This window comes from Clostridium sp. CTA-6, assembly GCF_054768115.1.
Genome location: NZ_BAAAAU010000001.1, coordinates 295902 through 322543 on the forward strand (window position 1 = coordinate 295902; position 26642 = coordinate 322543).

General features: G+C 26.9%; 20 protein-coding genes. 16 read left to right on the plus strand and 4 right to left on the minus strand.

Annotated elements, in window-relative coordinates:
• The first annotated feature begins 28 nt into the window (after positions 1 to 28).
• From ACYUDJ_RS01255 to ACYUDJ_RS01275, 5 genes are all read left to right on the plus strand, one after another.
• Positions 29 to 583 carry a hemerythrin domain-containing protein gene (locus ACYUDJ_RS01255; protein ID WP_043031893.1) on the plus strand — a complete coding sequence of 185 codons (555 nt, stop codon included), beginning with the start codon at positions 29 to 31 and terminating at the stop codon, positions 581 to 583.
• Positions 584 to 1032: 449 nt separating this feature from the next.
• Positions 1033 to 2202, plus strand: a complete 1170-nt coding sequence (gene alr / locus ACYUDJ_RS01260) for an alanine racemase (RefSeq protein WP_043031894.1) — start codon at positions 1033 to 1035, stop codon at positions 2200 to 2202.
• A gap of 265 nt (positions 2203 to 2467) precedes the next feature.
• Positions 2468 to 3940, plus strand: coding sequence for a methyl-accepting chemotaxis protein (locus tag ACYUDJ_RS01265; RefSeq protein WP_043031895.1), 1473 nt, complete (start codon positions 2468 to 2470; stop codon positions 3938 to 3940).
• Positions 3941 to 4068: 128 nt separating this feature from the next.
• Positions 4069 to 5370, plus strand: a complete 1302-nt coding sequence (locus tag ACYUDJ_RS01270) for an NCS2 family permease (RefSeq protein WP_043031896.1) — start codon at positions 4069 to 4071, stop codon at positions 5368 to 5370.
• A gap of 227 nt (positions 5371 to 5597) precedes the next feature.
• Positions 5598 to 6431, plus strand: a complete 834-nt coding sequence (locus tag ACYUDJ_RS01275) for a DUF975 family protein (protein WP_043031897.1) — start codon at positions 5598 to 5600, stop codon at positions 6429 to 6431.
• A gap of 206 nt (positions 6432 to 6637) precedes the next feature.
• Here ACYUDJ_RS01275 and ACYUDJ_RS01280 read toward each other — a convergent pair whose 3' ends face one another.
• Positions 6638 to 7522 (minus strand): SDR family oxidoreductase, encoded by an 885-nt coding sequence (locus tag ACYUDJ_RS01280; protein ID WP_080333517.1) that lies wholly within the window; start codon positions 7520 to 7522, stop codon positions 6638 to 6640.
• A gap of 339 nt (positions 7523 to 7861) precedes the next feature.
• On the opposite strand from ACYUDJ_RS01280, the gene ACYUDJ_RS01285 reads away from it, so the two are divergent.
• Together ACYUDJ_RS01285 and ACYUDJ_RS01290 are read left to right on the plus strand one after the other, a co-directional pair.
• On the plus strand, positions 7862 to 9868 hold the full coding sequence (locus ACYUDJ_RS01285; protein WP_042385044.1) for a methyl-accepting chemotaxis protein: 2007 nt from the start codon (positions 7862 to 7864) through the stop codon (positions 9866 to 9868).
• A gap of 1140 nt (positions 9869 to 11008) precedes the next feature.
• Positions 11009 to 12022 (plus strand): WG repeat-containing protein, encoded by a 1014-nt coding sequence (locus ACYUDJ_RS01290; protein WP_043031899.1) that lies wholly within the window; start codon positions 11009 to 11011, stop codon positions 12020 to 12022.
• Between the two features lie 151 nt (positions 12023 to 12173).
• Here the strand turns inward: ACYUDJ_RS01290 and ACYUDJ_RS01295 are convergent, their stop codons facing one another.
• Complete coding sequence (locus ACYUDJ_RS01295) at positions 12174 to 12725, minus strand: hypothetical protein (protein ID WP_043031900.1); 552 nt, start codon at positions 12723 to 12725, stop codon at positions 12174 to 12176.
• A gap of 346 nt (positions 12726 to 13071) precedes the next feature.
• Here ACYUDJ_RS01295 and ACYUDJ_RS01300 point away from each other — a divergent pair, with 346 nt between their 5' ends.
• Positions 13072 to 16305: an SNF2 helicase associated domain-containing protein gene (locus tag ACYUDJ_RS01300; protein WP_003486143.1), complete on the plus strand. Its 3234-nt coding sequence runs from the start codon at positions 13072 to 13074 to the stop codon at positions 16303 to 16305.
• Position 16306: 1 nt separating this feature from the next.
• Positions 16307 to 16531: a ribokinase gene (locus tag ACYUDJ_RS01305; protein WP_003486142.1), complete on the plus strand. Its 225-nt coding sequence runs from the start codon at positions 16307 to 16309 to the stop codon at positions 16529 to 16531.
• Positions 16532 to 16610: 79 nt separating this feature from the next.
• On the opposite strand, the gene tsaA is transcribed toward ACYUDJ_RS01305, so the two are convergent.
• Positions 16611 to 17015 (minus strand): tRNA (N6-threonylcarbamoyladenosine(37)-N6)-methyltransferase TrmO, encoded by a 405-nt coding sequence (gene tsaA / locus ACYUDJ_RS01310; RefSeq protein WP_003486140.1) that lies wholly within the window; start codon positions 17013 to 17015, stop codon positions 16611 to 16613.
• A 587-nt stretch (positions 17016 to 17602) separates the two neighbouring features.
• On the opposite strand from tsaA, the gene ACYUDJ_RS01315 reads away from it, so the two are divergent.
• From ACYUDJ_RS01315 to ACYUDJ_RS01335, 5 genes are all read left to right on the plus strand, one after another.
• A complete protein-coding gene (locus ACYUDJ_RS01315; protein WP_003486137.1) occupies positions 17603 to 18127 on the plus strand; it encodes an FmdE family protein in 525 nt (174 codons plus the stop codon).
• Between the two features lie 142 nt (positions 18128 to 18269).
• Positions 18270 to 19865, plus strand: coding sequence for an ABC transporter substrate-binding protein (locus tag ACYUDJ_RS01320; protein ID WP_003486134.1), 1596 nt, complete (start codon positions 18270 to 18272; stop codon positions 19863 to 19865).
• A gap of 14 nt (positions 19866 to 19879) precedes the next feature.
• On the plus strand, positions 19880 to 20854 hold the full coding sequence (locus ACYUDJ_RS01325; protein ID WP_003486132.1) for an ABC transporter permease: 975 nt from the start codon (positions 19880 to 19882) through the stop codon (positions 20852 to 20854).
• 3 nt (positions 20855 to 20857) lie between these two features.
• Complete coding sequence (locus tag ACYUDJ_RS01330) at positions 20858 to 21679, plus strand: ABC transporter permease (protein ID WP_043031901.1); 822 nt, start codon at positions 20858 to 20860, stop codon at positions 21677 to 21679.
• Between the two features lie 30 nt (positions 21680 to 21709).
• Entirely contained in the window at positions 21710 to 23392 is a 1683-nt protein-coding gene (locus tag ACYUDJ_RS01335; protein ID WP_043031902.1) for an ABC transporter ATP-binding protein, read from the plus strand.
• A 380-nt stretch (positions 23393 to 23772) separates the two neighbouring features.
• On the opposite strand, the gene ACYUDJ_RS01340 is transcribed toward ACYUDJ_RS01335, so the two are convergent.
• Positions 23773 to 24360, minus strand: a complete 588-nt coding sequence (locus ACYUDJ_RS01340) for a 3'-5' exonuclease (RefSeq protein ID WP_043031903.1) — start codon at positions 24358 to 24360, stop codon at positions 23773 to 23775.
• A gap of 290 nt (positions 24361 to 24650) precedes the next feature.
• Between ACYUDJ_RS01340 and ACYUDJ_RS01345 the strand changes: the two genes are divergently transcribed.
• Positions 24651 to 25601 (plus strand): DUF1002 domain-containing protein, encoded by a 951-nt coding sequence (locus tag ACYUDJ_RS01345; RefSeq protein ID WP_003486123.1) that lies wholly within the window; start codon positions 24651 to 24653, stop codon positions 25599 to 25601.
• Positions 25602 to 25916: 315 nt separating this feature from the next.
• Positions 25917 to 26552, plus strand: coding sequence for a class I SAM-dependent methyltransferase (locus ACYUDJ_RS01350; protein ID WP_042385036.1), 636 nt, complete (start codon positions 25917 to 25919; stop codon positions 26550 to 26552).
• Positions 26553 to 26642: the final 90 nt, after the last annotated feature.

Here is a 26642-nt window from a genome sequence, read left to right on the forward strand (position 1 = left end):
GTTGTAGAATAATTTAGGAGGAATAAAAATGAATTCAATTGAACTTATGATAAATGAGCATAAAAACATAAAGCGTATGTTAGCAGTTATAAGAAAGTATTGCTTTAAAGTATTAAAAAACAAAGAGGTAGATTATAATGATTTTTATAGAATTATTGATTTTGTAAGAAATTATGCAGATAAGCATCATCATGGAAAAGAAGAAGATTATTTATTTAATAGGATGGTTGATGAAATTAAAGGACCTACAGAAAAGTTAGTAAAACATGGTATGTTAGTAGAACATGATCTTGGGAGACTATATATGCAAAATCTAGAAAAGGCTCTTAAAGCTTTAGAAAATGGTGAAGAAGAAGCTAAAATAGATATAATAGCTAATGCGGTTTCATATACGGATTTATTGTATAGGCATATAGAAAAAGAGGACGATGTAGTTTACAAATTTGCAGAAAGGAATCTATCTAAAGAAACTTTAAAAAAATTAGATGAGGATTGTAAAAGAATTGAAAAAGAAGCTAAAGAAAAAGGTATACAAGATAAATATATAAACCTAATTTATGAACTTGAAGAAAAGCTTAAATAAAGATTATTAATAAATATAAGAATAATTGTATAAATTTTATTTAAAGAGGTTTCGGAATTATAGGGAACTTTAAAAAATTGTTATAATAATAATCCTTTTATTTATTAAAAATTATATGTTGCATAGAATTTTATTTAAATAAACTTAGAAATTCTAGCAATATATGATTTTATTTTTATTTAAAACATAAAATTTTACAAAAAAGAGGACATTTACTATGTAATAACGAATTCATATAAAATCAGTTCAATACAGATAATACAAAGAATAGGTACAATATTAAAGGAGTACAATACTGAATAAGTATTAAGCGTATATTAGTATAGAAATATTGAACTTAAAATAAATATTATAAAATAGAATATAGTCAATCCTTTCACAAAATTGGTTTTTGCTCTTAAATTATGGCAGACAACTAAAAGAATATGAAAGAAAGAGGAATGATATTTATGTTTAGAAATCATAGGCCGGTTTGGGAAGAAGTAAACTTAGACAATCTATCTTATAATATGAAAAATATTAAAAATAAAGTTAAATGTAAAGAAATTTTTGCAGTTGTAAAAGCTAACGGTTATGGCCATGGCGCGGTAGATATAGCTTCAACTTTACTTGAAAACGGTGCAACTAGACTTTCAGTTGCTTGTCTTAGTGAAGCTATTGAGCTTAGAGAAGGCGGTATAACTTGTCCTATTAATATTTTAGGAATTACTCCTTCACCCTTATTTGAGGATATAATAAACTATAATATTGAACCAGTTGTTTTTTCCTATGATTATGCATACCAATTATCAAAAGCAGCTTGCCAGAAAAACAGGATAGTAAAGACACATATTGCAGTTGATACTGGAATGGGAAGGCTAGGAGTTGATCCCACAGTAGAAAGTTTAGAAGAAATAAAAAAGATACAAAATCTATCTAATATTAAAATTGAAGGACTATGTTCTCATTTTAGTAGTTCAGACGAAAAGGATAAAAGTTATTCAGAATATCAATTTAAAAGGTTTCAACACTTTAGAAAAAAATTAATAGAAATGAATATTAAAATCCCTATTCATCATATGGCTAATAGTGCAGCAATTATAGATCTTCCTAATACCTATTTAGATGGGGTAAGAGCTGGAATAATATTATATGGATATTATCCTTCTATGGAGGTAAATAAAGAAAATCTGCACATTAAACAAGTAATGACTTTAAAAGCCAATATTGTGCATATAAAAACCATAGATTCAGGCAAATATGTTGGTTATAATAGAAAATTTAAAACTAAAAGGAAGAGTAGGGTTGCTATTCTTCCCTTAGGATATGGAGATGGATATACTAGATTTTTATCAAATAGGGGCAAGGTTATAATAAATGGGCAATATGCTCCTATTATTGGAAACATATGTATGGATCAATGTATGATAGACGTTACAGATATTAAAGAGGTTAAAGTAGGAGATGAAGCAATAATTATTGGTAAGGATTATATTAACAATTTAAAATATGATGCAGAGGATATATCATCTCAGGTAGGCATGACTAGTGGAGAAATTATGTCTATAATAAGTAAGAGAGTGCCAAGGGTTTACATTAAAAATAGAAATATTATAAAAGTTAAAAATTATATAGCTTAAAGCTTTACACCTAATTCTTCAAATATTATGAGGAATTAGGTGAATTTGTAATCTTCTTAGATTAAGAAGGAGTACTAAAGTTCATTCATAGGTCTACTATATTTTTATTTAATATATTAAAATTAAATATATTTATACATACTTTCTTTTTATATAAAAAGTAAAACTGTAATTAAAATTGATATTTAATTGCAGTTGAAAGCAAATAATTATTCTTGTATAATTAAAAAGTAATTAATAAATATGCAAAATAGGAGTGAAATCATTGAGAATATTTAAAGAGAATACAATTGAAAAGGAAATAATAAAAATATCACAGAATTTTCATGATGAAAATGTACATGCTTTAGATGAAGTAGAAAAGTCTACAAGTAAAAATAAAATAGTAAGATTTACTGCGGGTATAGCTAAAATAGTACGAGTTATATCTCCTAAGGTAAAAAAAATGATAAATGGAATATTATCAATTACTACTAGAATAAGTACATTCTCTGTGAACTTAGATTATTCTGGAGAGCATCTTAAAAAATCAGCGGATAAATTATATAATTCTTCTGGAGTTTTAAACTCATCTATTAAAGAAGTAAAGGAGGCTATGCAGCAGATAACATTAGCTATTGAAGATGACGCAGAAACCGTTGAGTACATAAGTAGTGGTAATATAGAATTAATAAAACATATGGATGAAAATAAAAAGAATTTAGCACTTGTAAAAAATGTAAATAAAGAATTGGAATTTAAGGCTCAATCTATGGAAAAAGATATGACAGAGTTAAATTCTATATTGGAAAATATGAAAACTATAGTTACTGGTATGAGTGAAATAGCATCAAAAACTAATCTATTAGCTTTAAATGCTAGTATAGAAGCTGCAAGAGCAGGAGAAGCTGGAAAAGGTTTCGCTGTGGTAGCAGAGGAGGTTAGAAAGCTCTCCGAAAGTACATCGAAACAATTAGAAAAGATGGAGGAATTTGTTAATGATATAGGAACTTGCTCTACTAATAGTAGCAAAAGTGTAAAGGATACAATAGAAAGTATAGATAAATTAGGAGAATATACAGAAGCTATATCTGCATCATCTTCTAAAGTTAGAGAATCTATAGATACTGAAGTAAAGAGCATAGAACTTTTGGCTGCAAGTATGGAAGAAATAAATGCTTCCAGTGAAGAGATAAATAGTAATATGGATATTATAGGTGAAAATGTACAAGAAGTAAGTAATGAAGCTGCTGCCTTAAGTGAAAAATCTTTAGAAATAAAATATCTAGCAGATGAAATGGATAAAATAGATGATGAAATGTCTAATTTGGCTAAACTAAGTGGTGATATAACTGGGGAAAATCACTTTAAGATTACAAATAAAGATTTTATTGTGGCCATAAATAATGCTATAAAGGCCCATGAAAATTGGGTAGAGCAGCTCCAAAATATGGCTATGGAAAATAAAATAAAGCCAATACAAACGGATGGACAAAAATGTGGATTTGGCCATTTCTATAATTCTGTTATGCCAAGACATGAGGGAATAAAAGAAATTTGGATTAAAATAGATAATATACATAAAGAGTTACATAAAGTAGGGGAAGTTGTAAAAAACGATATAAAGAATGGAAACACAGAGAAGGCTAAAGAAAATAGCAAAAAAGCCACACAGTTGTCACAAACAATTATAAATATGTTGTCCAATATAAAATCCATTGCCACAGAAGTTGATAAAGAGGGTAATTTGGTTTTGTAATAATTGAATTTTATAAAGGATCCATGAAATATAATTGATTATATCAATTGTTTTTAATATAATATTTAATGCATTATAAAAATATAATGTGGGTGGGAGAGGGATAAAAAGAAAAGGACGAAGGAGAAGTGAAAAATAAATTAAACAGTTTATTCAATCTTAAAGAGTATAACACTACAGTTAAAGGAGAAATATTAGCAGGTCTCACCTCATTTTTTGCAATTGTATATATAATTGCTGTAAATGCATCTATATTATCTGATGCAGGTCTACCTTTAGAAGGTGCAATAATAGCTACCGTATTATCTTCCTTTGTAGGATGTATATTGGTAGGATTTATAAGTAATGCTCCACTAATTTTAGTTCCAGGCATGGGAGTTAATGCTCTTTTTTCCTATACCATTGTAGGTTCTATGGGGCTTTCATGGCAGCAAGCATTAGCCGCGGTATTTGTATCAGGAATTGTATTTTCCATAATAGCCTTTACAAAGTTTTCTAAAACCCTTACAGAATCGATCCCAATTTCCTTAAAGGAAGCTATAACTGTGGGAATTGGGATTTTAATTACATTTATAGGATTACAGAAAAGTGGAATTGTAATAGGAAGTAATACAACTTTTGTTGCATTAGCACATTTTAATAATCCAATGGTGTATGTAACTTTTATTAATTTAATAATTACATTAATATTATTTATAAAAAATGTGCCAGGAAATTTTTTAATAAGTATGATAGTTGGAACGATTATATCATATTTTTTTGGACTTTTAGATATAGCAAAGCTTACTTTTTCAAACTTTTCACTAGGTGCTTATAAAGAGCTTTTCTTTAAAATGGATTTTAGTAGTATTACTTCTATAACCTTTTGGATAGGAGTATTTTCATTAACACTAGTGCTTGTATTTGAAAATTTAGGGCTTTTACATGGTCATATAAATGTTATGTTAAAGGAAGAAAATAAATTTAAAAATTCTTTTGAGGCCTGTTCATTATCTGCTATTACTTGTGGATTTTTGGGAACAAGTCCTACAGTAGCTACTATAGAAACTGCAGCTGGCATAACAGCAGGAGGAAAAAGTGGGTTAACATCTATTTTTACAGGGATTTTATTTTTAGTATCTCTATTTTTACTTCCAATTATAAAAATTATACCTAATAGTGCCATTTCTCCTATACTCATTGTTATAGGAGGATTAATGATAAAAAATGTCTTAAATATTGATTTTAATGATTTTTCAGAAGGATTCCCTGCTTTTTTAATTATAGTTATGATTCCACTAACTTTTAGTATTGTAGATGGTATGGCTTTTGGATTTATTGCTTATCCAATTGTAAAGTTATCAGGGAAAAAATCAAAGGAGATTTCTTATGCAATGTATATAATTTCAATTATGTTCTTGTTAAATTTTATATTGCATGCAGTAAGTTGAAATTATAATTGTTTATTTTAAAAATAAATAGTAAACTCTGTTTAATTATTGAAAAATATAACTAAACAGAGTTTTAATTTTGTTTCAAATATTTATAAAAAGTTGTATAATATTAATTTCTGATTATTTTGTATACTTATTGTAAATGAATACAAAATTTAATACTATTTGAAATGGGGAAAAAATATGGTATAATAAGAAAAAAATATGCACAAAAGGAGACGAATATGGAAGAAAAGACAATATTATCTAATTCTCAAATAAAGTCTAAAGCTAAAGAAGCCTTAAAGGGGAATTGGGGTACAGCAGTTATTACGTTCATTATATTTAATATAGTAATGTATTCTGTAACTTATGTATATAATATAAATCAAATTTCAAATTATATACATGATCCTTATTTAATTAGAGAGAATACAGGCTTTGGAGCATCTGGTATTATATTTTTTATAAAATTGCTTTTAGCAGGTCCTATGACCTATGGAATAACTAGATTTTCTATGAATTTAGTTAGAGATAAAAGCCATAAAATAGAAAATATATTTGAGGGGTTTAAACATTTTAGTGGAACTTTCATTATGAATATAGTTCTAGGTATATACAGTTTTTTATGGTCATTATTGCTTTTTATACCTTTCTTCGTAATTATTTTTGTTATGGTAATTAGAGAATTTTCAAAAACTAATATGAATTTTTATAGTAATGGTAATGATTTTAGTGGATGGATGATAGCAATTTTTATACTTTTAATTATAGCTTTAACTGTGGCCTTATCAATGATTTTATTTAGATATGCTATGACTTATTATATCTATATTGATAATCCTGATATGGGAGCTATGAAAGCAATTAAGGAAAGTGTTGCTATGATGAAAGGAAACAAGACAAGATTACTTTTATTATATTTAAGTTTTATATTGTGGTATTTATTAGGAATTATAACTATAAGTATTGCATTTTTATGGATAACTCCTTATATAAAATCTGCTGAAGCTGTTTTTTATGATGAGCTAAAGAAGAACAATGAATGTAATGCTGAAGAAGCAATAAGTACATTATAATTAAAATAATAAAATTTTTTGTTTATTGGTGCTTTTAAATGTGTACTGATGATTTAAAAGATAAAAACCTATGAAGTCCTTATAAGTTTAAGGATTTCATAGGCTTTTTAATTTTAAATTATATAAAATTAAATTAAAATGATTTACTATTTCATACTTACCTAAAATTGTTAAAGTATTACAAGTAAAATTATTATATATAGTAGTTACCCATTTATGATTTCTCCTCCATTTATATGTATTACTTCACCAGATACAAAGGAGGAACATTCATTAGAGGCTAAATATACATAGGTTGGAGCTAATTCGACTGGTTGACCGGGTCTTCCCATAGTTGTTTTAGAACCAAAGGTTTCTACATAATTAGTATCAAAGGAAGATGGTATAAGAGGAGTCCAAATAGGCCCAGGTGCCACAGCATTAACTCTTATACCTTTATTCCATAAAGATAATGCTAAAGAACGAGTAAAACTTACGATTGCACCCTTACTAGAAGAATAATCAATTAAAATTTCATGACCTTTGTAGGCTGTTATAGATGTTGTATTTATAATGGAAGCACCTCTATTTAAATGAGGTAAAGCTGCCTTTACTAAATAAAATATACTGAATATATTAGTTTTAAAGGTTTTTTCTAATTGTTCCTTTGTTATATCTTCTATGCTATTTTGAATGTATTGAACAGCTGCATTATTTACTAAGATATCTAGTTTATTGAAAGTATTTATAGTTTGATTTATAGCATCTATGCAAAAATTATCATCCGTAATATCTCCAGAAATTAATAAACACTTTCTACCTAAACTTTCTATTATAGCCTGAGTTTCTTTTGCATCTTTATGTTCATCAAAGTACACAATGGAAATATCAGCCCCTTCTTTAGCAAAGGCTATAGCTACAGCTCTACCGATGCCACTATCACCACCTGTAATTAAGGAAACTTTATTTATAAGTTTTTCGGAAGCTTTGTAGTTAGGATTGTCAAAAATAGGTTTAGGATTCATAATAGCTTCTATACCAGGTTGTTTTGGTTGTTCTTGACCAGGTACAGATTTAGGGAAACTGTTTATAAAATTCAAATCTTCATTCATATAATATCTTCCTTTCATTAAGTCTTGTTGTATTTTACATAGTTTGTTTAATAAATATAGAGTTATATCATTTATTATTAGTATTTATACATGAAAAAATTCTTACACTTATATAAGTTTTTTTAGGTTAGTTAATTGCTAATAGTGTAAATGTTAAAATTCAGTAATTGTAAATTATAATATGACAAAAGTAAATAAAGAAAAATAGTAATGGTAATATTTTAATAAAATTATAAAAATAAGAAAAAACACTATAATTTGATATATAAACTACCCTATTTTTATAACGATTTAATAAAATGTATAAAAATTAATTGTTAAACAAAAGAGGGGGAAATCATGAAAAGTATAAAATCAAAGGTCTTGTTTATTATATCTATTGTTTGTATAGTGAGTGTAGCTTTATGTTCTTCTGTAAGCTATTATTTTTCATATAAGGCAATAATGAAAGAATCAACTAATAAAGTTGCTATGGCATCACAAAAGTATTCAGAAATCATAGAAGGATGGCTTTTAACAAAGACAAAGTTTATAGATTCTATGGTAGTAGATGTTGAATATAATAATAAATATGATATTAATTATTTAAAGAAATATTTTAGAGAGCAAGCTAAAGGAAATAAAGATATTATATGTATATATGCAGGGTTTAATGATAATAAATTTGCATCTAGTGATGGATGGGTTCCATCAGCAGACTATAATTGTTCTGAAAGAGATTGGTATAAAGAGGTCATACAAAAAAATGGTATATCTTATTCTTCACCCTACATAGATGAAACAGTAAATAAAATGGTAGTAACTATAGGAAAACCTATTAAAAGCTCTGGGAAAGTAATAGGTGTTTTAGCTATAGATATAAGTTTAGAAGATCTTAAAAATATAGTTCAAAGGGCTACACCTGTAGAAAATAGTTATGGATTTTTATTAGATGCAAATAATGATTTTGTAGTTCATGCAAATAAAGATTTTCAACCTAATGAAGAAAAGAAATTTAATGTAACTCAAGTTATGGATGGATCTTTAAAAGACATAGGTTCCTTAAATTCAAGTAGTAATAAAGTCTTAATGTTAAAAGATTATGATAAAAAAGAGAAAGTTTTTGCAAGGACAATGATACCATCAGCTAAATGGTCTATAGGGTTTTCTGTGCCTTTATCAGAGTTTAAAAAACCTTTAAATAATATAATAATTGCATTTATATCAATTACGATTTTATGTTTAATAGGGGCCACATTATTTGCAATATATTCAGCTAAAAAAATATCTGATCCTATTTTAAAAATAACTGAATTGGTAAATGAAACTAAAAGTTTAGATTTAAAAGATAACAATAATTATGATCATATAAATTCATATAAAGATGAAATAGGAATTATAGGTAAAGCAGTTATTCATCTAAGGGAAGAGTTAAGAAATATTATAGAAAAATTAAAAATTTCTTCTAATGATGTTTTAAAGTATTCACAATCAATAAATGAATCTACAGGAGAAACAGTACAAGCTATAGAGGCAGTATCAAAAACTGTAGATGAATTGGCACAGGGTTCTGTAGATCAGGCTAAAGATGCACAAAATGGTTCCGAAAGATTATTTACTTTAGCAGAAGAGATTAAAATAACAGATGAAAGTGCGGATTTAGTAAAAAAATATTCCTTAGAAACAAAGGAAAATAGCCAAAAGGGCATAGTAACCATGGAAAAGACTATAGAAAAATTTAAGGAAAACAATAAAGTGAATAAAGAATTAGGAAATAACGTAGATATGTTAGCAAATAAGTCTGGCTCTATAGGAGAAATAATAAGTTCTATCCAATCTATTGCAGAGCAAACCAATTTATTAGCCTTAAATGCAGCTATAGAAGCAGCTAGGGCAGGAGAGGCGGGAAAAGGTTTTGCAGTAGTAGCAGAAGAAATAAGAAAACTAGCAGAACAAACTTCTACTTCCACTAAAGAAATAGAGAATATAGTGCAGGAAATACAATTTGAAATCAATAAAACAAAGAATAATATGGATGTATCTCAAAGAGTAGTAGAGGAAGTGAATGGGGCTATGGATATATCTAAAAAATCCTTTGATAACATCACAAATTCCATAGAAAGTATAGTAGAACAAATAGAACTATTAGTGCAGAATGTTAAAAAGGTAGATTCAGATAAAGATGAAGTCTTATCAGCTATCCAAGGCATATCTGCTATAGCAGAAGAATCTGCGGCATCCACAGAGGAAGTGTCCGCTACCGTTGAAGAGCAGGCAGCTTCTATGGAAAGCATAGCTCAAACTGCAGAAAACTTAAAAGAAATAGCAAGTACATTAGATACTGTAGTAAATAAATTTGAAATTTAAATAGGTGTTATAAAACCCCATGGGAATCCATGGGGTTTTTCAATAATATGAGCATGGTTTCAAATCTTCTTATTTATTTTGTTTTTTTATGTAGTACAAATATGAATTTATTATATTGACTTTAATATTCTAAAGAAATAATAGTAGCTAGTTTATATATGTACTTATCATATATAAACTAGCCACTTAGTAAGTTCTAATTTAATAAACTCATTTTCAACTATTTGAATATGAACAACCATCCTTTCTATAAAATTTATTTAAAATCTTAATTACAACCGACAGGCAAACATAAATCTAATTTTTCTAATTTAACATTAAACAAATTCAATACTCCAAATATATACACATATCTGGTTAATTTAATTATAGAAAACTTAAAGTATAAAATAATTTTTTCAGGGAATATATAATTTGAATTAGAACTTACTTAAATAATTTTTAAAGTTTAAATTCCCATTGGTCTATACCTCTTCTTTCTACAGTTTAAAATATTGAATAAAGTTTAAATTATTTGGTGGAATCACTCCAATCTTTTTTATTATCAATAGATAGGAACTTTAAATTTAAGAAAAGTTTTTATTAAATATTATCTATTGATTAATTAAATGATACTATATATACATAGAAAAGTCAATATTCAGAATAAATAAAATATTGTAAAAATAATTTATTTAGCAAATTTATTTTCTAATAGAATTCTAATAGAAAAATGAACCTTGATAATTTTGATGTTTTAAAATTCATTTTATGGTATAATTTTTCGAGAATAAGTAAGTATATCTGCATATAGTTTTGTTTTACGAATATAACACAAAACTTTTCACCTCTTTTTATAAAAAAATATAAGATTTTTGAGTTTTAAAATTATGAAAATTATGCTATGTATATTGGTTGCTGCGGTTGTGAATGAAAAATTTCAAAAGCACAAGGATTTTCTATTAGAGTATAAGATTTTCTAAAAACAAGGTTAATAAGAGCTATTTCGGTAAGAAACCAAACCTCTAAGAAGTTGCTTATAAGGCTTGAATATTACCTTTAAATAAACCTTATTAGAAGCTAAAGATAATTTATATGTAAAATAATCAAATACAATTCCTTTAGTAGGCTAAAGGAGATATAAAAAGGAGATTTAAAAATATGACAATGGATACAAAACTTTTCCCAATAAAGTCAAAGGGTAAATATGGATATGTTAATGCTAATGGCGAAACTTGTATAGAAAATAAGTATAGTTATGCTGAAGAATTCATAGGAGAGTTAGCAGTAGTAGCTATAGACGATTATTTTGGGTTTATAGATAAAAAAGGGAATGAAATACTTAATATTGAATACGATGATGTTTATGATTTTGTAGAAGGATTGGCTGCAGTAGATAAAGGAGGAAAATTAGGTTATGTAGATGTTAGGGGTAATATAGTTGTAGCTCCTCAATTTAAAGAAGCTAATGATTTTAGTGAAGGTTTAGCTGCGGTACAATTGGGATATAAATGGGGATATATAGATAAAAAAGGCGATTTTGCTATTAAGGCTGAGTTCTTTGATGCTGGCGATTTTAGTGAAGGTTTAGCTATGGTTCAACCAGGAGGAAAGGTAGGATATATAGATAAACTAGGAAATAAGGTTATAGAAGCTAACTATGATTATGGTAAAAAATTTAGTGAAGATTTAGCTCCGGTTAAGTTAAGAGATAGATATGGATACATAGATAAATCAGGAAATATGGCGATAAAGCCTAAATATTATGAAGCTCATACTTTTAAAGAAGGGCTAGCTGCAGTAGAACTTATGGAACGGTATGGATTTATAGATAAAAATGGAGAGATAGTTATACCTACAAAATATCATTGGGTAGCTGATTTTTGTGAAGGTATTGCAGCGGTAAGTCTTGAAGAAAAATATGGTTTTATAAATAAAGAGGGTACAGAGATAATACCATTAAAGTTTGATGCTGTAGGTGATATTACTGAAGGTTTAATAGCTGTAGAAATAGAAGGTAAATGGGGATATATAGATAAGGAAGGTGAATTTATCATCAAACCTATTTATGATAAAGCAGAAAAATTTGTAGATGGAGTGGCAAAGGTTAAATTTGAAAATAGAGTAAAATATATAGATGAGAATGGAACTTATTTAGGAGTGAAAAATATTTAATAAAAATATTTTTTATATTTGTTTATCCCTATTTAGTTATGTCAAAGTCATAACTGAATAGGGATTTTATTTTTATAAAAAATCTCTATATTAAAAAACATATTTACAATATTTCTTATTTTATAATTTTGAAAATATAGTTTATTTTCTGCTAAAGGGTGTAAGCATAATTATTATATTCGTTAAGCTTTCCGCTATATATAATTTTTTTATTTTCATATATTCTAAAATCTTGAGGAGTTGTAAGACCAGGAGGTTTATTAAATAATTGTACACCGGATTCCATAAGTACATGAGAAACAAATTGAGAACAAAAATATTTATACTTTGTTTCTAATGGATAACCAATTATTAGGCCTAATATACCTAGAAGGTTATAACTATATTTATCACTTTCCTCTTTAAAATTTTCAATTATTTCTTTTAACTTATAATAGTTACTTTCCGTAATATCTAAGGAATATATGGTACATTCAGCATTTTTAAACTTAAGAAATGCACCCTTGTCCAAAGATTCTTTAACGAACCCTGCTATGAAGGGGTTATTAGGATATTTCCTACCAAAACTATACATTTCCCTTAATTCTTTATCAAAAGCTAAGGAAACATGGGAGTAAGGCTCCTTTGTATAAAACTTTATAAGATGTCCAAAATTTGAACCTGTCAATGATAGGACGATATATATTTGTTTGTATTTTTTCATAGCAACTCTCCTTTAAAAGAATAGATAAAAAATTATAATATAAAATAATTTTCTAGCTTATTATAGATGTCAGTATTTTTTATTCTATAAGTATTATTTTAATATGTCTTTTTTTATGTGTCTAGAAAATATGTAAATAAAATTAAAGAAAATTATTGTAAAAAATATTATTATACTAAAATAGTATAATGATTTACAATAATTGTGAAATTAATATGAGTATTATATGTATTTTTGAAATAAGATTATTTTTAATGGTAAGTAAGATTATTTTATATAAGTTTTCTAGGTGGTATAATACTTATATAAATAAAAAGTTTTAAACATATTTAAGGAGAAGATTTTTGTGAATATTACAAATAAAGACCTTAGAATAGCTGCAGGAGAAAAAATCTATGAAAGAGGATTGAATTGTTATATTAATAATCAAGTAGAATATATAGAAGCATATGAGAAAAATGGTGATTTAAATATTAGATCTAGGGTAAGATCTTCTTTAGGTAAAGATTTCTATGAGGTATCTATAAAAGTTTTAAGGGGTGGTACCTATATAAGTAGTAATTGTGAATGTAAATATTGGGGAATAAATTGCAAACATTCTGTAGCCACTCTTATTAAATATATAAATGAAAAAGATATAATCTTAAAAGAAAGCGAAAAAAGAAGAAAAAGGGACTTCATAGAGGTAATAAAGGAAAATTTTTTAAAGGAAGTAACTATAGATACAAAGCCCAAAAATTTATCTGTAAGTTATAAACTATGTATAGATAGTACACCAAATGAGAGATATATATCACTAGAACTTAAGTTGGGGGAGGATAAATTTTATGTAGTAAAAAATATGAGAGGATTTTTAGAAGCTATTACAAAAAAACATGAATTAGCTTTTGGAAAGAATTTTATTTTCAATCCATATGTACATAGATTTACGGAAAAAGATGAAAAAATAATAAATATGTTATTAGAAGTATATGAATATGACCAACTTGCAAAAAATATAAATTTTTCAAATATAAGTTCATTTTTAAATGGTAAAAAAGCTTATATTTCAGAAACTATGATTAAAGGATTTTTTAATATAATAGATAAAGATACCATAGAATTAAAATTAGATGGTGAAAATTTTAAAGGGGTTTCCATTGTAAGGGAGGATTTCCCTTTAGAATTTAGTCTTCAAAAGGAAAAGGATAAATTAGTTTTAAAACAGACAGGTTGTTTACCTCATACCATTACTAAAGAATATTTTTTTTATAATGATAAAATTTATGAGCCTTCCTCAGAACAAATTAATCTATATAAAGGATTTGTTAAAGGTTTTACTAAAGAAGATGGGATAGGGATAAGCTTTGACGAAAGTTTTAGTGAAGATATAGCCTCTTATGTGATTCCATCCTTAAAGAAAATAAGTAAAACTTTATATATTGAAGAAGAATTTAAAAAAAGATTTTATGAGGAGGAATTAATAAGCACTGTTTATTTTGATAAAAAAGATGATAAAGTAACAGTAGATATAATATTTACATATGGTGATGTTAAACTAAACCCTTTTCAATATAATAATAGATTAGACCATAAAGTTCTAGTTAGAAATATAGAAGAAGAAAAAGCGATCACTAATTTATTAGAGAGATTTTCTTTTAAAAAAATGGTGGAGTGTTATGAACTTGAAGAGGAAGAAAAACTTTTAGATTTTCTAGTACAGGGTATGGAAGAACTTCAGCAGTGTGCAGAAGTATATTATTCAGAAGGATTTAAAAACATAAAAGTATATAATTCTTCTAGTTATAAATCCAATGTTAGACTTAATAATGAAGACCTTTTAGAATTTAGTTTTAGTATAGAAGGAGTAGATAAAAAAGAGCTTTTTAATATATTTAATGCAGTAAAACAAAAGAAAAAGTATTACAGATTAAAAAATGGGGGCTTTATACCTTTAAATAATGATGAAATTTTGAATATGGGCAGTATAATAGATTATTTAAATATAAAAGCTTCAGATTTTAAAAAGGATGTTGTAACCCTTCCAAAATTTAATGCAGTTTACATAGATAATTCTCTTAAAGAAAAAGAAATATATTTTGTAGAGAGAAATAAGAGATTTAAAGAATTAGTAAATAGCATAAGGGATATAAAGGATATAGATTATGAGGTCCCTAAAAATCTTCAATCCATAATGAGACCCTATCAGAGGTTTGGATTTAAATGGTTTAAAACCTTAGCAAGTTGTGGGTTTGGAGGAATATTAGCAGATGAAATGGGACTTGGTAAAACCCTTCAAACTATAGCTTTTATAAAATCCGAGGTGGAGGAAAATAAGAATAAACCTATGCCTTCTTTAGTAGTTTGCCCAACTTCTCTAGTTTATAATTGGGAAGATGAAATAAAGAAATTTCAACCTGATTTAAAATGTACGCTAGTATCAGGGGATAAAGATTCTAGAGAAGAAAGTATAAAAGCTATAGACGCATCAGATGTAGTTATAACTTCCTATGCTCTTATAAGAAGAGATATTGATAAATATGAAAAAGTTAAATTTAGATATTGTTTTTTAGATGAAGCACAAAACATAAAAAATCCTCAATCTTTAAATGCTCAGAGTGTAAAAAGTATAAAAGCTAATAACTATTTTGCATTAACAGGAACGCCTATAGAGAATTCGCTAACAGAGCTTTGGTCCATTTTTGACTTTATAATGCCAGGATACCTTTTAAATTATAGAAGATTTTATGCTAAATATGAATCTCCCATTGTTAAAGATAAAAATGAAGAAGCTTTAAGAGAGCTAAATAATCATATAAAACCCTTTATTCTTAGAAGATTAAAAAAACATGTAATAAAAGAACTACCACCTAAAATTGAACATAATATAATAGTTAGCATGACAGAAGAGCAGAAAAAAGTATATGCATCCTTTGCAGAAAGTGCAAAAGAAGAATTTTATAAAGAAATAAAAGAAAGGGGATTTAATAAAAGCAAAATTAAAATATTATCTATAATTACAAGGCTTAGACAAATATGTTGTGATCCATCTACTTTTATAGAAAATTATGAGGGGAGTAACGGAAAAATAGAAACCCTTTTAGATATTGTAAATAGTAATATAAATGAGGGGCATAAGATATTATTGTTTTCTCAGTTTACCTCTGTATTAAAAAATATATCAGAAGTTTTTAAAGCAAATAATATAAACTATTTATATTTAGATGGTAGTACAAAGGCTAATGTAAGGGGAAGTTTAGTTAAAGACTTTAATAATGGTAAGGGGGACATATTCTTAATTTCATTAAAGGCAGGTGGAACAGGGTTAAATTTAACCTCAGCAGATATAGTGATTCACTTTGATCCTTGGTGGAATCCAGCAGTAGAAGACCAAGCTTCAGATAGAGCCCATAGAATAGGTCAAAAGAAAACTGTAGAGGTTATAAGACTTATTGCTAAAGGAACTATAGAAGAAAAAATATATAAAATACAACAAAAAAAGAAAGAAATTATAGATAAGGTAATAGATAAAAATCTAGGAGAGGAAGTTCTTTTATCCAATATGGCAGAGGAGGAAATTGAAGAACTTTTAAAATTTTAAGATGTTTTTATGCAACTCCTTTGAAAAAATACCTGGGGGAAAGGGTGCCAATCAAGCAGTAGCAGATAGTTTTATAGGTGCATTAAGTACAAAAATAAATTCAGAGAATATTATGCTTAAATCCTTATTAGAAGCTGTTAAATTTGGGAATAAGGTTTCAGCCATTGCAGTACAAAGAAAAGGAGCACAGCCATCTATACTTAGAAGTAGTAGAAAGTATATATAAAGAAGATCAATAAAAAAAGTTATTGTTAGATAAAGATTTCATATTCGTTATAATAACAAATATGAAATCTTTTATCTAATTAAGGATTTAGTTTGTCTGAATAGGGTTTTATATCTAATACAGGGGTGCCATCTAACATATCCACCCCTTCAATTATTATTTTATTATTATTTATTTCTATTAGTTTTACTATAGATAAGCCTATAGCATTAGGTCTTTTAGGTGATCTAGTAGAAAAAACACCTTTCTTTTCATCACTCCAAGGAGTTTTTGTTATAAGATTAAAATCTTTAGATTTATTAAAATAAAAAAGAATTATTATATGCGAATTTTTGTCTAAATCTTTTAACCCATCTACCAAATCTTCTTTTATTTCTATTGTAGCTTTTTCATCCTTTGCATAAATACTTTGAGGAGGTATTTCTTCAAGACTTTTAAAGGGCGATTTTACATATCCAATAGGCTTTAAGTTTATTGTATCCATACTTCATTCTCCTTTTCAATAAATTTTACAATTAACAATTCTAATAGACTTTTTTCCATAAGTCTATTAGATAAATATTTAGCTACAGGTATTTAGAATACTCTTGAGAATAATAATTAATGTTAATCGTGGTATATATAGTTACATTTCTTATTAAGGAAACTGTACAAAAGTTAATAATGTTTTTATTAAGTATAGTATAAAATATAAATAAGAAAAAATAAAGAAATATGACGAAATTTAGGAAAAATAAGATAAAAATGTATCAAAGTGATAAAAATATCAAAATGAAACAAAAGAAGTGTCATTTTGAGAATAAATTTAATGATTTTATTGGCAAATGCACATTTACTATTATTTATGTTCTTGGCATATTAATTGCTATTAAGTATTTATGGGATAATTGAGAATTTTCATGATTAAAAGGGGCTATATAAAATAGAGTTAATTTTTATACCACAAATATAAAATCAAATCTATTTTTATATGGCACCTTCAAAGTAAAACACAATATGTTCATTTATATTGTGTTTTTAACGAAGTAAAGTGCTCAATTAGTAAATAATAATATTTTTGGAGGTATAAAAATGAAAGAAGGATTATGGGAAAAATGCACAAATTTTCATGGGCATTCTTGTCCTGGGCTAGCCATAGGCTACAAAGCTGCAGAGGCAGCTATAGAAACTATGAATATAAAATTTTCAGAGGATGAAGAAATAGTTTGTGTTACAGAAAATGATGCCTGTGGAGTAGATGCAATACAAGTGTTATTAGGTTGCTCCTTAGGAAAAGGTAATATTATTCATAAGGATTCTGGAAAGATGGCTTTCTCTTTTTTTAATAGAAAAAATGGGGAGGCAATAAGAATAATATTTAGTCCTAAGGAAAAAAGGGAAGATAGAAATGAATATATGAATTACATATTAAATGAAGATTATAAGGAACTTTTCCAATTCAAAGAACCTAGTTACTCCTTACCAGAAAGAGCTAAATTATTTAAAAACATTACCTGTGAAATCTGTAAAGAAAGTACCGCAGAACATAGAATAAGAATAATGGATGGAAAAATGGTTTGCTCTGATTGTTTTAAAGAATATTCAAGGGTTCTTTAGATCTATTTTGTAAAGTCAATAATAGGATAAGTATAGTATTTAATAACAAATTTTTTTAACAGGAATAATAGATTGTATTATCTAGTTAAAAAATAAATACAAATTAATATGAGATTATTTATAGTAATGTAGGAGGGCTAATATGAAAAGGTTATCTAAAAAGAGTATGTTGTTAGTATTTACAATGCTAATAGCTATAAGCTTTTTGTTTACAGGCTGTGGAGGAGATAAAAAAGCAAAAGAAACTACAAATGTAAATAATAAAACAAAAAAAAGAGATGTAAGTCTTAAATTAGAAGGGGGAGATTGGGGAGAACCAAATCCATATAGAACATATCCTAGAGGTCCAGGAACGTCTAAGACTAATTTAATATATGATTCTCTTATAGAAAAGGATGAAAAGGGAATTATACCATGGCTTGCAGAAAAATGGGAGATAAAAAACAATGGTAAGGAATATTTGTTTAAAATAAGGGAGGGAGTAAAATGGCAAGATGGCAAGAATTTTACTCCAGAGGATGTTAAATTTACCTTTGATTATTACAAAAAACATCCACCAGTAAGCAAAAGTATATACATAGGTAAAAAATGTTTTATAGATAAGGTAGAAGTGCTCAAAGATAACTATATCAAAATAACAGTTAATACAGTAAATGCAGCTTCTTTAGAAAACTTAGGAACTACTAGAATAATACCAAAACATATTTGGGAAAAGGTAGAGGATCCTAAAAAATTTGATGGTAAGGAAGCTTTTATAGGTTGTGGTCCATACATGTTAGAGGATTATAATAAAGAAAGAGGTTCTTATAAATTTACTGCTTTTAAAGATTATTGGGGACCAAAACAAAATGTTAAAACTATAGAATTTATTCCAGTAAGTGATCCTATACTTGCTTTTGAAAAAGGGGATATAGATTTAGTAGAAAGTGTTAAACCAGATATAGCTAAAAAATATGAAAATAACAAAGAATATAAATTGATAAAGGGACATAATTTCTTTGGGTATAGATTATGTTTGAATATGAATAGAAATCCAGAATTTAAAGATAGAAATGTAAGACAAGCCATAGCCTATGCTATAAATGAAAAAGAAATAATAGATAAAGTTATGAGAGGAATAGGAACAGAAGGAAGTGCATCCTATATACCAAAGGAACATATATGGTATAACAAAGATATAAAAAAATATGATTATAATGTAGAAAAGGCTAAAGAACTTTTAAAAGAAAAAAATATAAATTTCCAAATTATTGTTTCAAATAAAAAGGATAATTTAAGAATGGCAGAACTTTTAAAATTACAATTAGAAAAAGCAGGAATAAAAGTTAATATTAAAAGTATGGATATGAAGAGTAGAGATGCAGCGGTAAAGTCAGGAAACTATGAAACTATAATAACTGAACATGGTGGTTGGGGCAAAGATGCTGATGTTTTAAGAGAACTTTACAAATCAAATAATGATAAAAGCGGTGGCAGTGTTATAAATGGTATACCAGGATATAGAAATGAAGAAATAGATAAACTTTGTATGAAACAAATGCAGGAAATGAATCCAGATAAGAGAAAAGAAATAGTATTTCAGCTTCAAGAAAAAATAGCGGAAGAAATACCTATGATACCTATTATAAATACATCTTCTATATCAGTGCACAAAACTGATAAATATGATGGATATATGAATATGTATGATCACTTTGTGGTATCTCATAGTAAATTAACTTACTTACAAAGGAAATAAGGGAAGTTGATATTATGAATAGTAAGTTTATAAAGATTCTAGAGTATGTGGTTACTATAGTAATTATACTTACATTAAATTTTTTTATCCCTAGGCTTATGCCTGGGGACCCTTTTGTTATATTATCTGGAGACAATGGAACAGAAATATCAGCTTATTCAGAAGAACAGATAGAAAAGTATAAAGCCTATTATGGATTAGATAAACCTTTAAGCAATCAATATTTAGCTTACATTCAAAACTTATGCAAAGGTAATTTAGGATATAGTATTTATTACAATGATACTGTTAAAAATATAGTGAAAGCTAGATTTAAGTGGACTTTTATGCTGGTTATTAGTTCTATATTTATAAGCTTTGTATTAGGTACTCTTATAGGAACATTATCAGCTTTTAATCAAAATAAAGGATTAGATAAGATATTATATGGCTTTTTTATGACTTTATCTGAAATACCTGGTTTTTTATTAGGTATAGTTTTTTTATTTATTTTAGCAGGAAAATTAAATTTGTTTCCTCTTTCTGGAGCTGTAACAGATTTTAAAGATTATAGTTCCCTTGGGGATAAATTTCTAGATATAATTTATCATGCAGCATTACCAATTATAACGTTAACTATATCTAAGTTAGGAGAGTTTTATCTTGTAGCAAGAAGTAGTGCTATTTCTGTTATATCTAAAGAATACATAAAAACCGCAAAGGGTAAAGGACTTGGCAGCAAAACAGTTATATTTAAACATATCCTTAGGAATTCTATATTACCTATAATAACGAAAATGTTTTTAAGTTTAGGATCTGTAGTAGGGGGATCTATATTAGTTGAAAATGTATTTAATTATCCTGGACTTGGAAAACTTATGAAAGAAGCAGTTTGTGTAAGAGATTATCCTCTTATACAAGGCATATTTTTAATAGTTACTTTTATGGTTATTTTTATGAATTTAATTTCAGATATGTTTTACAAAAAATTAGATCCAAGGGTGAGATAGTATATGAAGAAGTATTGTGAAATTTTTAAAAAATGTTCTGTTATAGGTAAATTATCCTTTTTAGTTGCACTTGTTTTTATAAGTATAGCTATTTTATGTCCCCTGTTATGTAAGTATCCTTATAATATTCCCAGTGCCAGTTCTCTAATTCCTCCCTCCATAGAGCATATTTTGGGCACAGATGACTTAGGTATAGATCTATGGTCACAAATTTGTTATGGAGGAAGAATAAGTATAACTTTAGGTATATCTACAGCTGTTTTAGCTGGTACTTTTGGTAGTTTTGTAGGAATAATTTCAGGTTATTATGGAGGATTAGTTGATAAATTTTTAATGAGATTTACGGATTTAATGTTAGTATTACCACAGCTTCCTGTTATGATAGTTCTTGCTGCTTTTTTTGGACCTAATTTAAAAAATGTAATAATAGTATTAAGTATATTTTCTTGGGTAGGACCTGCTAGAATAATAAGATCTAAGGTTATATCTATAAAAGGTGAAAACTATATAGAATTCGCTAAAAGTTGTGGGGCAAACTTTTTTCATATATTAAGAAAGCACATATTACCTCAGATTTTCCCCTTAGTGAGCATTAGTATGGTAAAAATAATAAGTAAAGCAATAATAGCAGAATCCTCCTTATCTTTTTTAGGATTAGGAGATCCTGTTTCTAAAAGTTGGGGAATGATTTTAAATCATGCCATAGATTTTGATGGTATATACTTTACGAATTATTGGAAATGGTGGATTACAGCACCTTTACTTTCTATTATTATTTTGGTACTATCCTTTGCTTTTATAGGAAAAGAGATAGAAAATTTTTAATATATTACATATCAATTGGAGGGAATTTTATTGGAAGACTTGTTAACAGTAAGAGATTTATCTGTTTATTATGAAAATGAAAAGTTATATAAAGCAGTAGATAATGTTTCTTTTACATTAAAAACAGGAGAAAACATAGGGGTTATAGGAGAATCTGGTAGCGGTAAAACATCTATAGCTATGGCTATAATGGGACTTTTAAAAGCAAATTCTAAAGTACAGGGTGAGATTATATACAAATATAAAAATATACTTAAGTTAAAAGATGAAGAAAAAGATGAATATAGATGGGATAAAATAGCTCTAGTTTTTCAAAATAGTTCAGAAGTATTAAATCCAGTTTTAAATATAAAGGAACAAATATTAGAAACTATTTATAAACACTCACATATTGATAAAAAAGAAGCTTTAAATAAAGTAAAAAATCTATTGAAAATGGTAGGACTAAGTGAAGATATCGGAGAAGAATATGCTCATAATTTATCCGGGGGAATGAGACAAAAAGTTCTTATAGCTATGGCATTAGCTTGTGAGCCAGAAGTTTTAATAGTAGATGAGCCTACTAGTGCTTTAGATAACATAAGTAAAAATGAAGTAATAAAGCTTTTAAAGGCATTGCAAAATAAAAATAATATGACAATGATAGTAATATCTCATGATCTATATGTTATAGATAAATTAACAACAAAATTAGAGGTTATATATAAGGGAAACCTATTAGAAGAGGGGTACACAAAAGAAATAATAAATAATCCGATGCATACCTATACCAGAGGTATAATAAATTCTTCTATAGAAATAAATCCTTTTGGAGATTTATGGGGAATACCTAATGAGGAAGTTTCGGAAGAAAAAGGATGCGCTTTTTATGGTAGATGTGTTCAAAGAGGTATTTTGTGTAGAGAAAAAAAGCCTAATCTATCTGAAATATCAGATAGGAGAAAGATATGCTGTAATAAAGGTGGAATAGTAAATTTACTTACAGCACATTCATTAAAAAAAGTTTATAAAACTAAATATAAAAAAGTTTCCGCGGTAAATTATTGTGATATAAACATAAGAAGTGGTGAAATAGTATCTTTAATAGGTGAATCTGGTTCTGGTAAAAGTACTTTAGCAAACATACTATCTGGAATATTAAAGCCAGATGAAGGTCAGGTATATTTTAATAATGAAAAGTTAGAAGGTAATAAATTTACTTCAAGAAAATTTGGTATACAAATTATATTCCAAGATCCTATGTCTGCTATCAACAGTTCCTTTACTATAATGGAGGCTATAAGAGAACCTTTGGATATAATAAAAGATGGATCAGTTGAAGAGCGAAATAATAAAGCTTTACAAGTTTTAAAGAAAGTACAATTATCTACAGAAAAATCCTTTGTAAATAAAAAATGTAATGAATTAAGTGGAGGGCAAAGACAAAGGGTATCAATAGCAAGGGCACTTATAATGGAACCTACTCTTTTAATAGCAGATGAAATAAGTTCTATGTTAGATCCATCCACTAAGGCTAATATATTAAGACTATTAAAGCAATTGCAAAACTTAAATGGATTTTCTATGCTCTATATAACCCATGATATAAATTTAGCTAAGAAGATTTCAGATAAAATATTAGTTATGAGTAAGGGTGAAATTGTAGAAGCTGGTTCCGTTTTGGAGGTTTTAAATAATCCTAAAAATATTTGTACTAAAAGATTAATATGCTAAATATTATGGGAAATATAGCGCTTTTAATAGCATTATCAATTTTTTTACCTTTATTAAGGAAAATGTTTAGAAATTTTAAAATTACATTGACTATTTGTTCTTTACATCTTTATTTATTGAATGTTTTCAATATATAGCAATTTATTGGGGAAGTATAAGAACTGTTGATATAAATGAAATGATGTAATATTGAATACACTAGGTGGCTTGTTTGGCTATATATTCTATGAGAAGCTTTTAAGGAAAGTTAAGTCCAACTTACTAGATCACTAATAAAGGGGAAAATATTTTTATTATCAATAAACTTTAAGGGATACTAAATAACCTGTATCCCTTAAAATTTTATTTCAGAGTTATTTGAAAAGTACGAGTTAACTTAATTAAGAGTATCCTAATTTTTTAGCTCTATAATAACAAGATACAAGAGCAGCTACATCATATCTAGCATCATGAAATCCAACATCATCACAATTAAAAAGTTTTTTAGCTCCCTTTAGAACTACTTTTTTATCTATGTTTAAAAAATCAACAGTTTCTTCTAGTCTAGGTTTTTTTAGTTTGCCCGTTCTAGTGGTTGCTTTAACAATAGGTTTAAAATATTCCATGGTACAAAAGAATTCTTTAGGAATCCAATTTATATCATCTAATCTATTAAATTCAGCAGTAACAAATTTTCTATCAAAATTAACATTATGAGCTATAAATATTCCATCCTTTAAATCAGAGCTAATTTCTGAAGCTAAATCTTTAAATTTTTTACCATTAGATAAAATTTTTAATTTTTCTACACTAAAACCATGAATGGCTTCCGCAGACTCTTCAATATAATCTACATCAAAAAAGAAGTTTTTAGAAAAGGAAACTCTTTCCTCTCCCTTTGAGTTTATATCACAAACACAATAAGTAAGTTGTATAATTTCACCAGGTTCTAAACCTGTAGTTTCTGTATCTATAAAAATTTTTTTCATAAAACAAATCTCCTTTATACATAAGTCTGTAACTTAAATAGTCATAAATACTATATAATTAAACTTTGCTTAATTATATAATATATGAATTTTCCAATAAAGTCTAAAATTAATCTTAATTTATAATAAAAAGTTAATAAAATTATAAGTAATTTGTAACTATATTTATACTTTTTTATACTTGGATATGTAGTATAATATATGATGATAATATAAATCTATCCTATTTATGAAATTAACAGTATAGATTTATATATCACTACACATAAAGTATAAAGGAGACTGAAAATATGAAATGCAAAACAGTGATTAGTAAATTATTAGTTTTAGTGTTTACTTTTTCTTTAATAATATCTGCTTCTTCGGCCAATAAAGTTTATGCAGATGCTTTTAAAGTTGTCACATTAGGAGCAGATTTAACTAATGAACAAAAGGAAGAAATGCTTAAATATTTTGGAGTAACTAGAAAAGAAGCTAATGTAATGGAAGTTAACAAAGAAGAAGAAGATAAGTATTTAGCTGGGGTGGCTACAAGAAAACAAATAGGAACGAAATCTATATCTTGTGCCTATGTGGAACCTACAGACAAAGGTGGATTAAACATATCTACCCATAATATATATTGGGTTACTGAGAGTATGATTAGAAATGCTTTAATAACAGCAGGAGTAGAAAATGCCAATGTTAAAGTAGGATCACCTTTTAACGTATCTGGTACAGCGGCTCTTACAGGTATATTAAAGGGATTTGAAAGTAGTAAAGGCGGTAAAAAAATAGATGAAGAGAAGAAGAAAGTAGCCAATGAAGAAATGGTGGTTACTGGTAACCTAGGAGAAAAAATAGGACAAGATGAAGCAGCTAACTTAATAAATGAAGTTAAAAAAGAGGTTGTTAAGGAAAAACCAAAAACAGAAAAAGAAATAAAAAATATAGTAAAAGATGCAACTAATAAGTATGATTATAAATTAAGTGATGAAGACATGCAAAAAATAACAGCTTTAATGGATAAGATAAATGGATTAGATTTAGATTTTAAACAAATAAAAGATCAGCTAAATCAGGTTAGCAATAAATTAAAAGATGTTGTAACTAGTGAAGAAGCGAAAGGTTTCTTTGGGAAAATATGGAAAGGGATTAGAGATTTCTTCGATAATATTTTTGGTACTGATAAAGAAGAAAAAACTACATCTTTTAACTTAACAAAAGTTCAAGATATAAATTACAATAATTTAAGAATATAATTTATTTGTAACTTAAAAATATATATAAAATATAGAAGTTAAATTTTTAGATTACTTTTATTTTGTAAAATTATAAAACAGCCTCTATAAGTGAATAGGGGCTGTTAATATTTAAAGTGTATTTAAAAAATTTATTTTAAATTTTCAATCATAGATATAATATCTAAAATTTTATTATTGGTGATACTATAATAAGTCCACATGCCTTCTTTTCTAGCTTTTAAAATTTCTGCATCTTTTAATATTCTACTATGGGAATCTGAAAATTACTTGATTATTGTAAAAATACAATTTTTTTATAGAAAGGAGTACACTATGAAAAATTTAATAAATAAATTTTATGGACAATTTAGAAGACCTAAAGGAATGATGGGTAAATTTATTGCAAAAAGTATGAATAAAGAACACTTTGAAGTAACTACTTGGGGACTTGATAAACTTAAAGCAAAAGATAGTAATATCATATTAGATATAGGTTGTGGAGGAGGAAGAACTGTAAATAGACTTTCTAATAAAGTTCCAGAAGGAAAAGTTTTTGGTATGGACTATTCTTTAGATTGTGTAAATTTTTCTAAAAAATATAACAAAGATTTAATAGAAAAGGGGAAAGTAGAGATTATTCATGGTAGTGTAGATAAAATGCCCTTTGAAGATGATAAATTTGATATTATATCTGCAGTAGAAACTACATACTTTTGGCCAAATTTATTAGATAGTTTTAAAGAAGTAAGAAGAGTATTAAAACCTTCAGGAAAATTTATTATAGTAAATGCCAGTTATACCAGTAAAAAATTTAAAGAAAGAAATGAAGAATATCTAAAAAAAGTACCAGGTATGAAAATATATAGTGTGAATTATATAAAAAACTTATTAGGAAAAGCGGGATATAAGAAGATATCCATAGAAACCTTAGAAGAGAAAAATTGGTTATGTGCAATGGGAGAAAAATAAAAAACGAGATAAGATAGCTTTTTTACTGTTTATTATGTATAGTATGAGAAGGTTTCTTTTCTATATTACAAATCGTATATATAAGTGTAA

Excerpts from the sequence above, each read along its gene's own strand:
- ACYUDJ_RS01320 (WP_003486134.1), top strand. The coding sequence starts at position 18,270 with ATGAAAAGGTTATCTAAAAAGAGTATGTTGTTAGTATTTACAATGCTA.
- ACYUDJ_RS01340 (WP_043031903.1), bottom strand. The coding sequence starts at position 24,360 with ATGAAAAAAATTTTTATAGATACAGAAACTACAGGTTTAGAACCTGGT.
- ACYUDJ_RS01280 (WP_080333517.1), bottom strand. The coding sequence starts at position 7,522 with ATGAATGAAGATTTGAATTTTATAAACAGTTTCCCTAAATCTGTACCT.
- ACYUDJ_RS01325 (WP_003486132.1), top strand. The coding sequence starts at position 19,880 with ATGAATAGTAAGTTTATAAAGATTCTAGAGTATGTGGTTACTATAGTA.
- ACYUDJ_RS01315 (WP_003486137.1), top strand. The coding sequence starts at position 17,603 with ATGAAAGAAGGATTATGGGAAAAATGCACAAATTTTCATGGGCATTCT.
- alr (WP_043031894.1), top strand. The coding sequence starts at position 1,033 with ATGTTTAGAAATCATAGGCCGGTTTGGGAAGAAGTAAACTTAGACAAT.
- ACYUDJ_RS01305 (WP_003486142.1), top strand. The coding sequence starts at position 16,307 with ATGTTTTTATGCAACTCCTTTGAAAAAATACCTGGGGGAAAGGGTGCC.
- ACYUDJ_RS01285 (WP_042385044.1), top strand. The coding sequence starts at position 7,862 with ATGAAAAGTATAAAATCAAAGGTCTTGTTTATTATATCTATTGTTTGT.
- ACYUDJ_RS01330 (WP_043031901.1), top strand. The coding sequence starts at position 20,858 with ATGAAGAAGTATTGTGAAATTTTTAAAAAATGTTCTGTTATAGGTAAA.
- ACYUDJ_RS01350 (WP_042385036.1), top strand. The coding sequence starts at position 25,917 with ATGAAAAATTTAATAAATAAATTTTATGGACAATTTAGAAGACCTAAA.
- tsaA (WP_003486140.1), bottom strand. The coding sequence starts at position 17,015 with ATGGATACAATAAACTTAAAGCCTATTGGATATGTAAAATCGCCCTTT.
- ACYUDJ_RS01275 (WP_043031897.1), top strand. The coding sequence starts at position 5,598 with ATGGAAGAAAAGACAATATTATCTAATTCTCAAATAAAGTCTAAAGCT.
- ACYUDJ_RS01255 (WP_043031893.1), top strand. The coding sequence starts at position 29 with ATGAATTCAATTGAACTTATGATAAATGAGCATAAAAACATAAAGCGT.
- ACYUDJ_RS01295 (WP_043031900.1), bottom strand. The coding sequence starts at position 12,725 with ATGAAAAAATACAAACAAATATATATCGTCCTATCATTGACAGGTTCA.
- ACYUDJ_RS01345 (WP_003486123.1), top strand. The coding sequence starts at position 24,651 with ATGAAATGCAAAACAGTGATTAGTAAATTATTAGTTTTAGTGTTTACT.
- ACYUDJ_RS01290 (WP_043031899.1), top strand. The coding sequence starts at position 11,009 with ATGACAATGGATACAAAACTTTTCCCAATAAAGTCAAAGGGTAAATAT.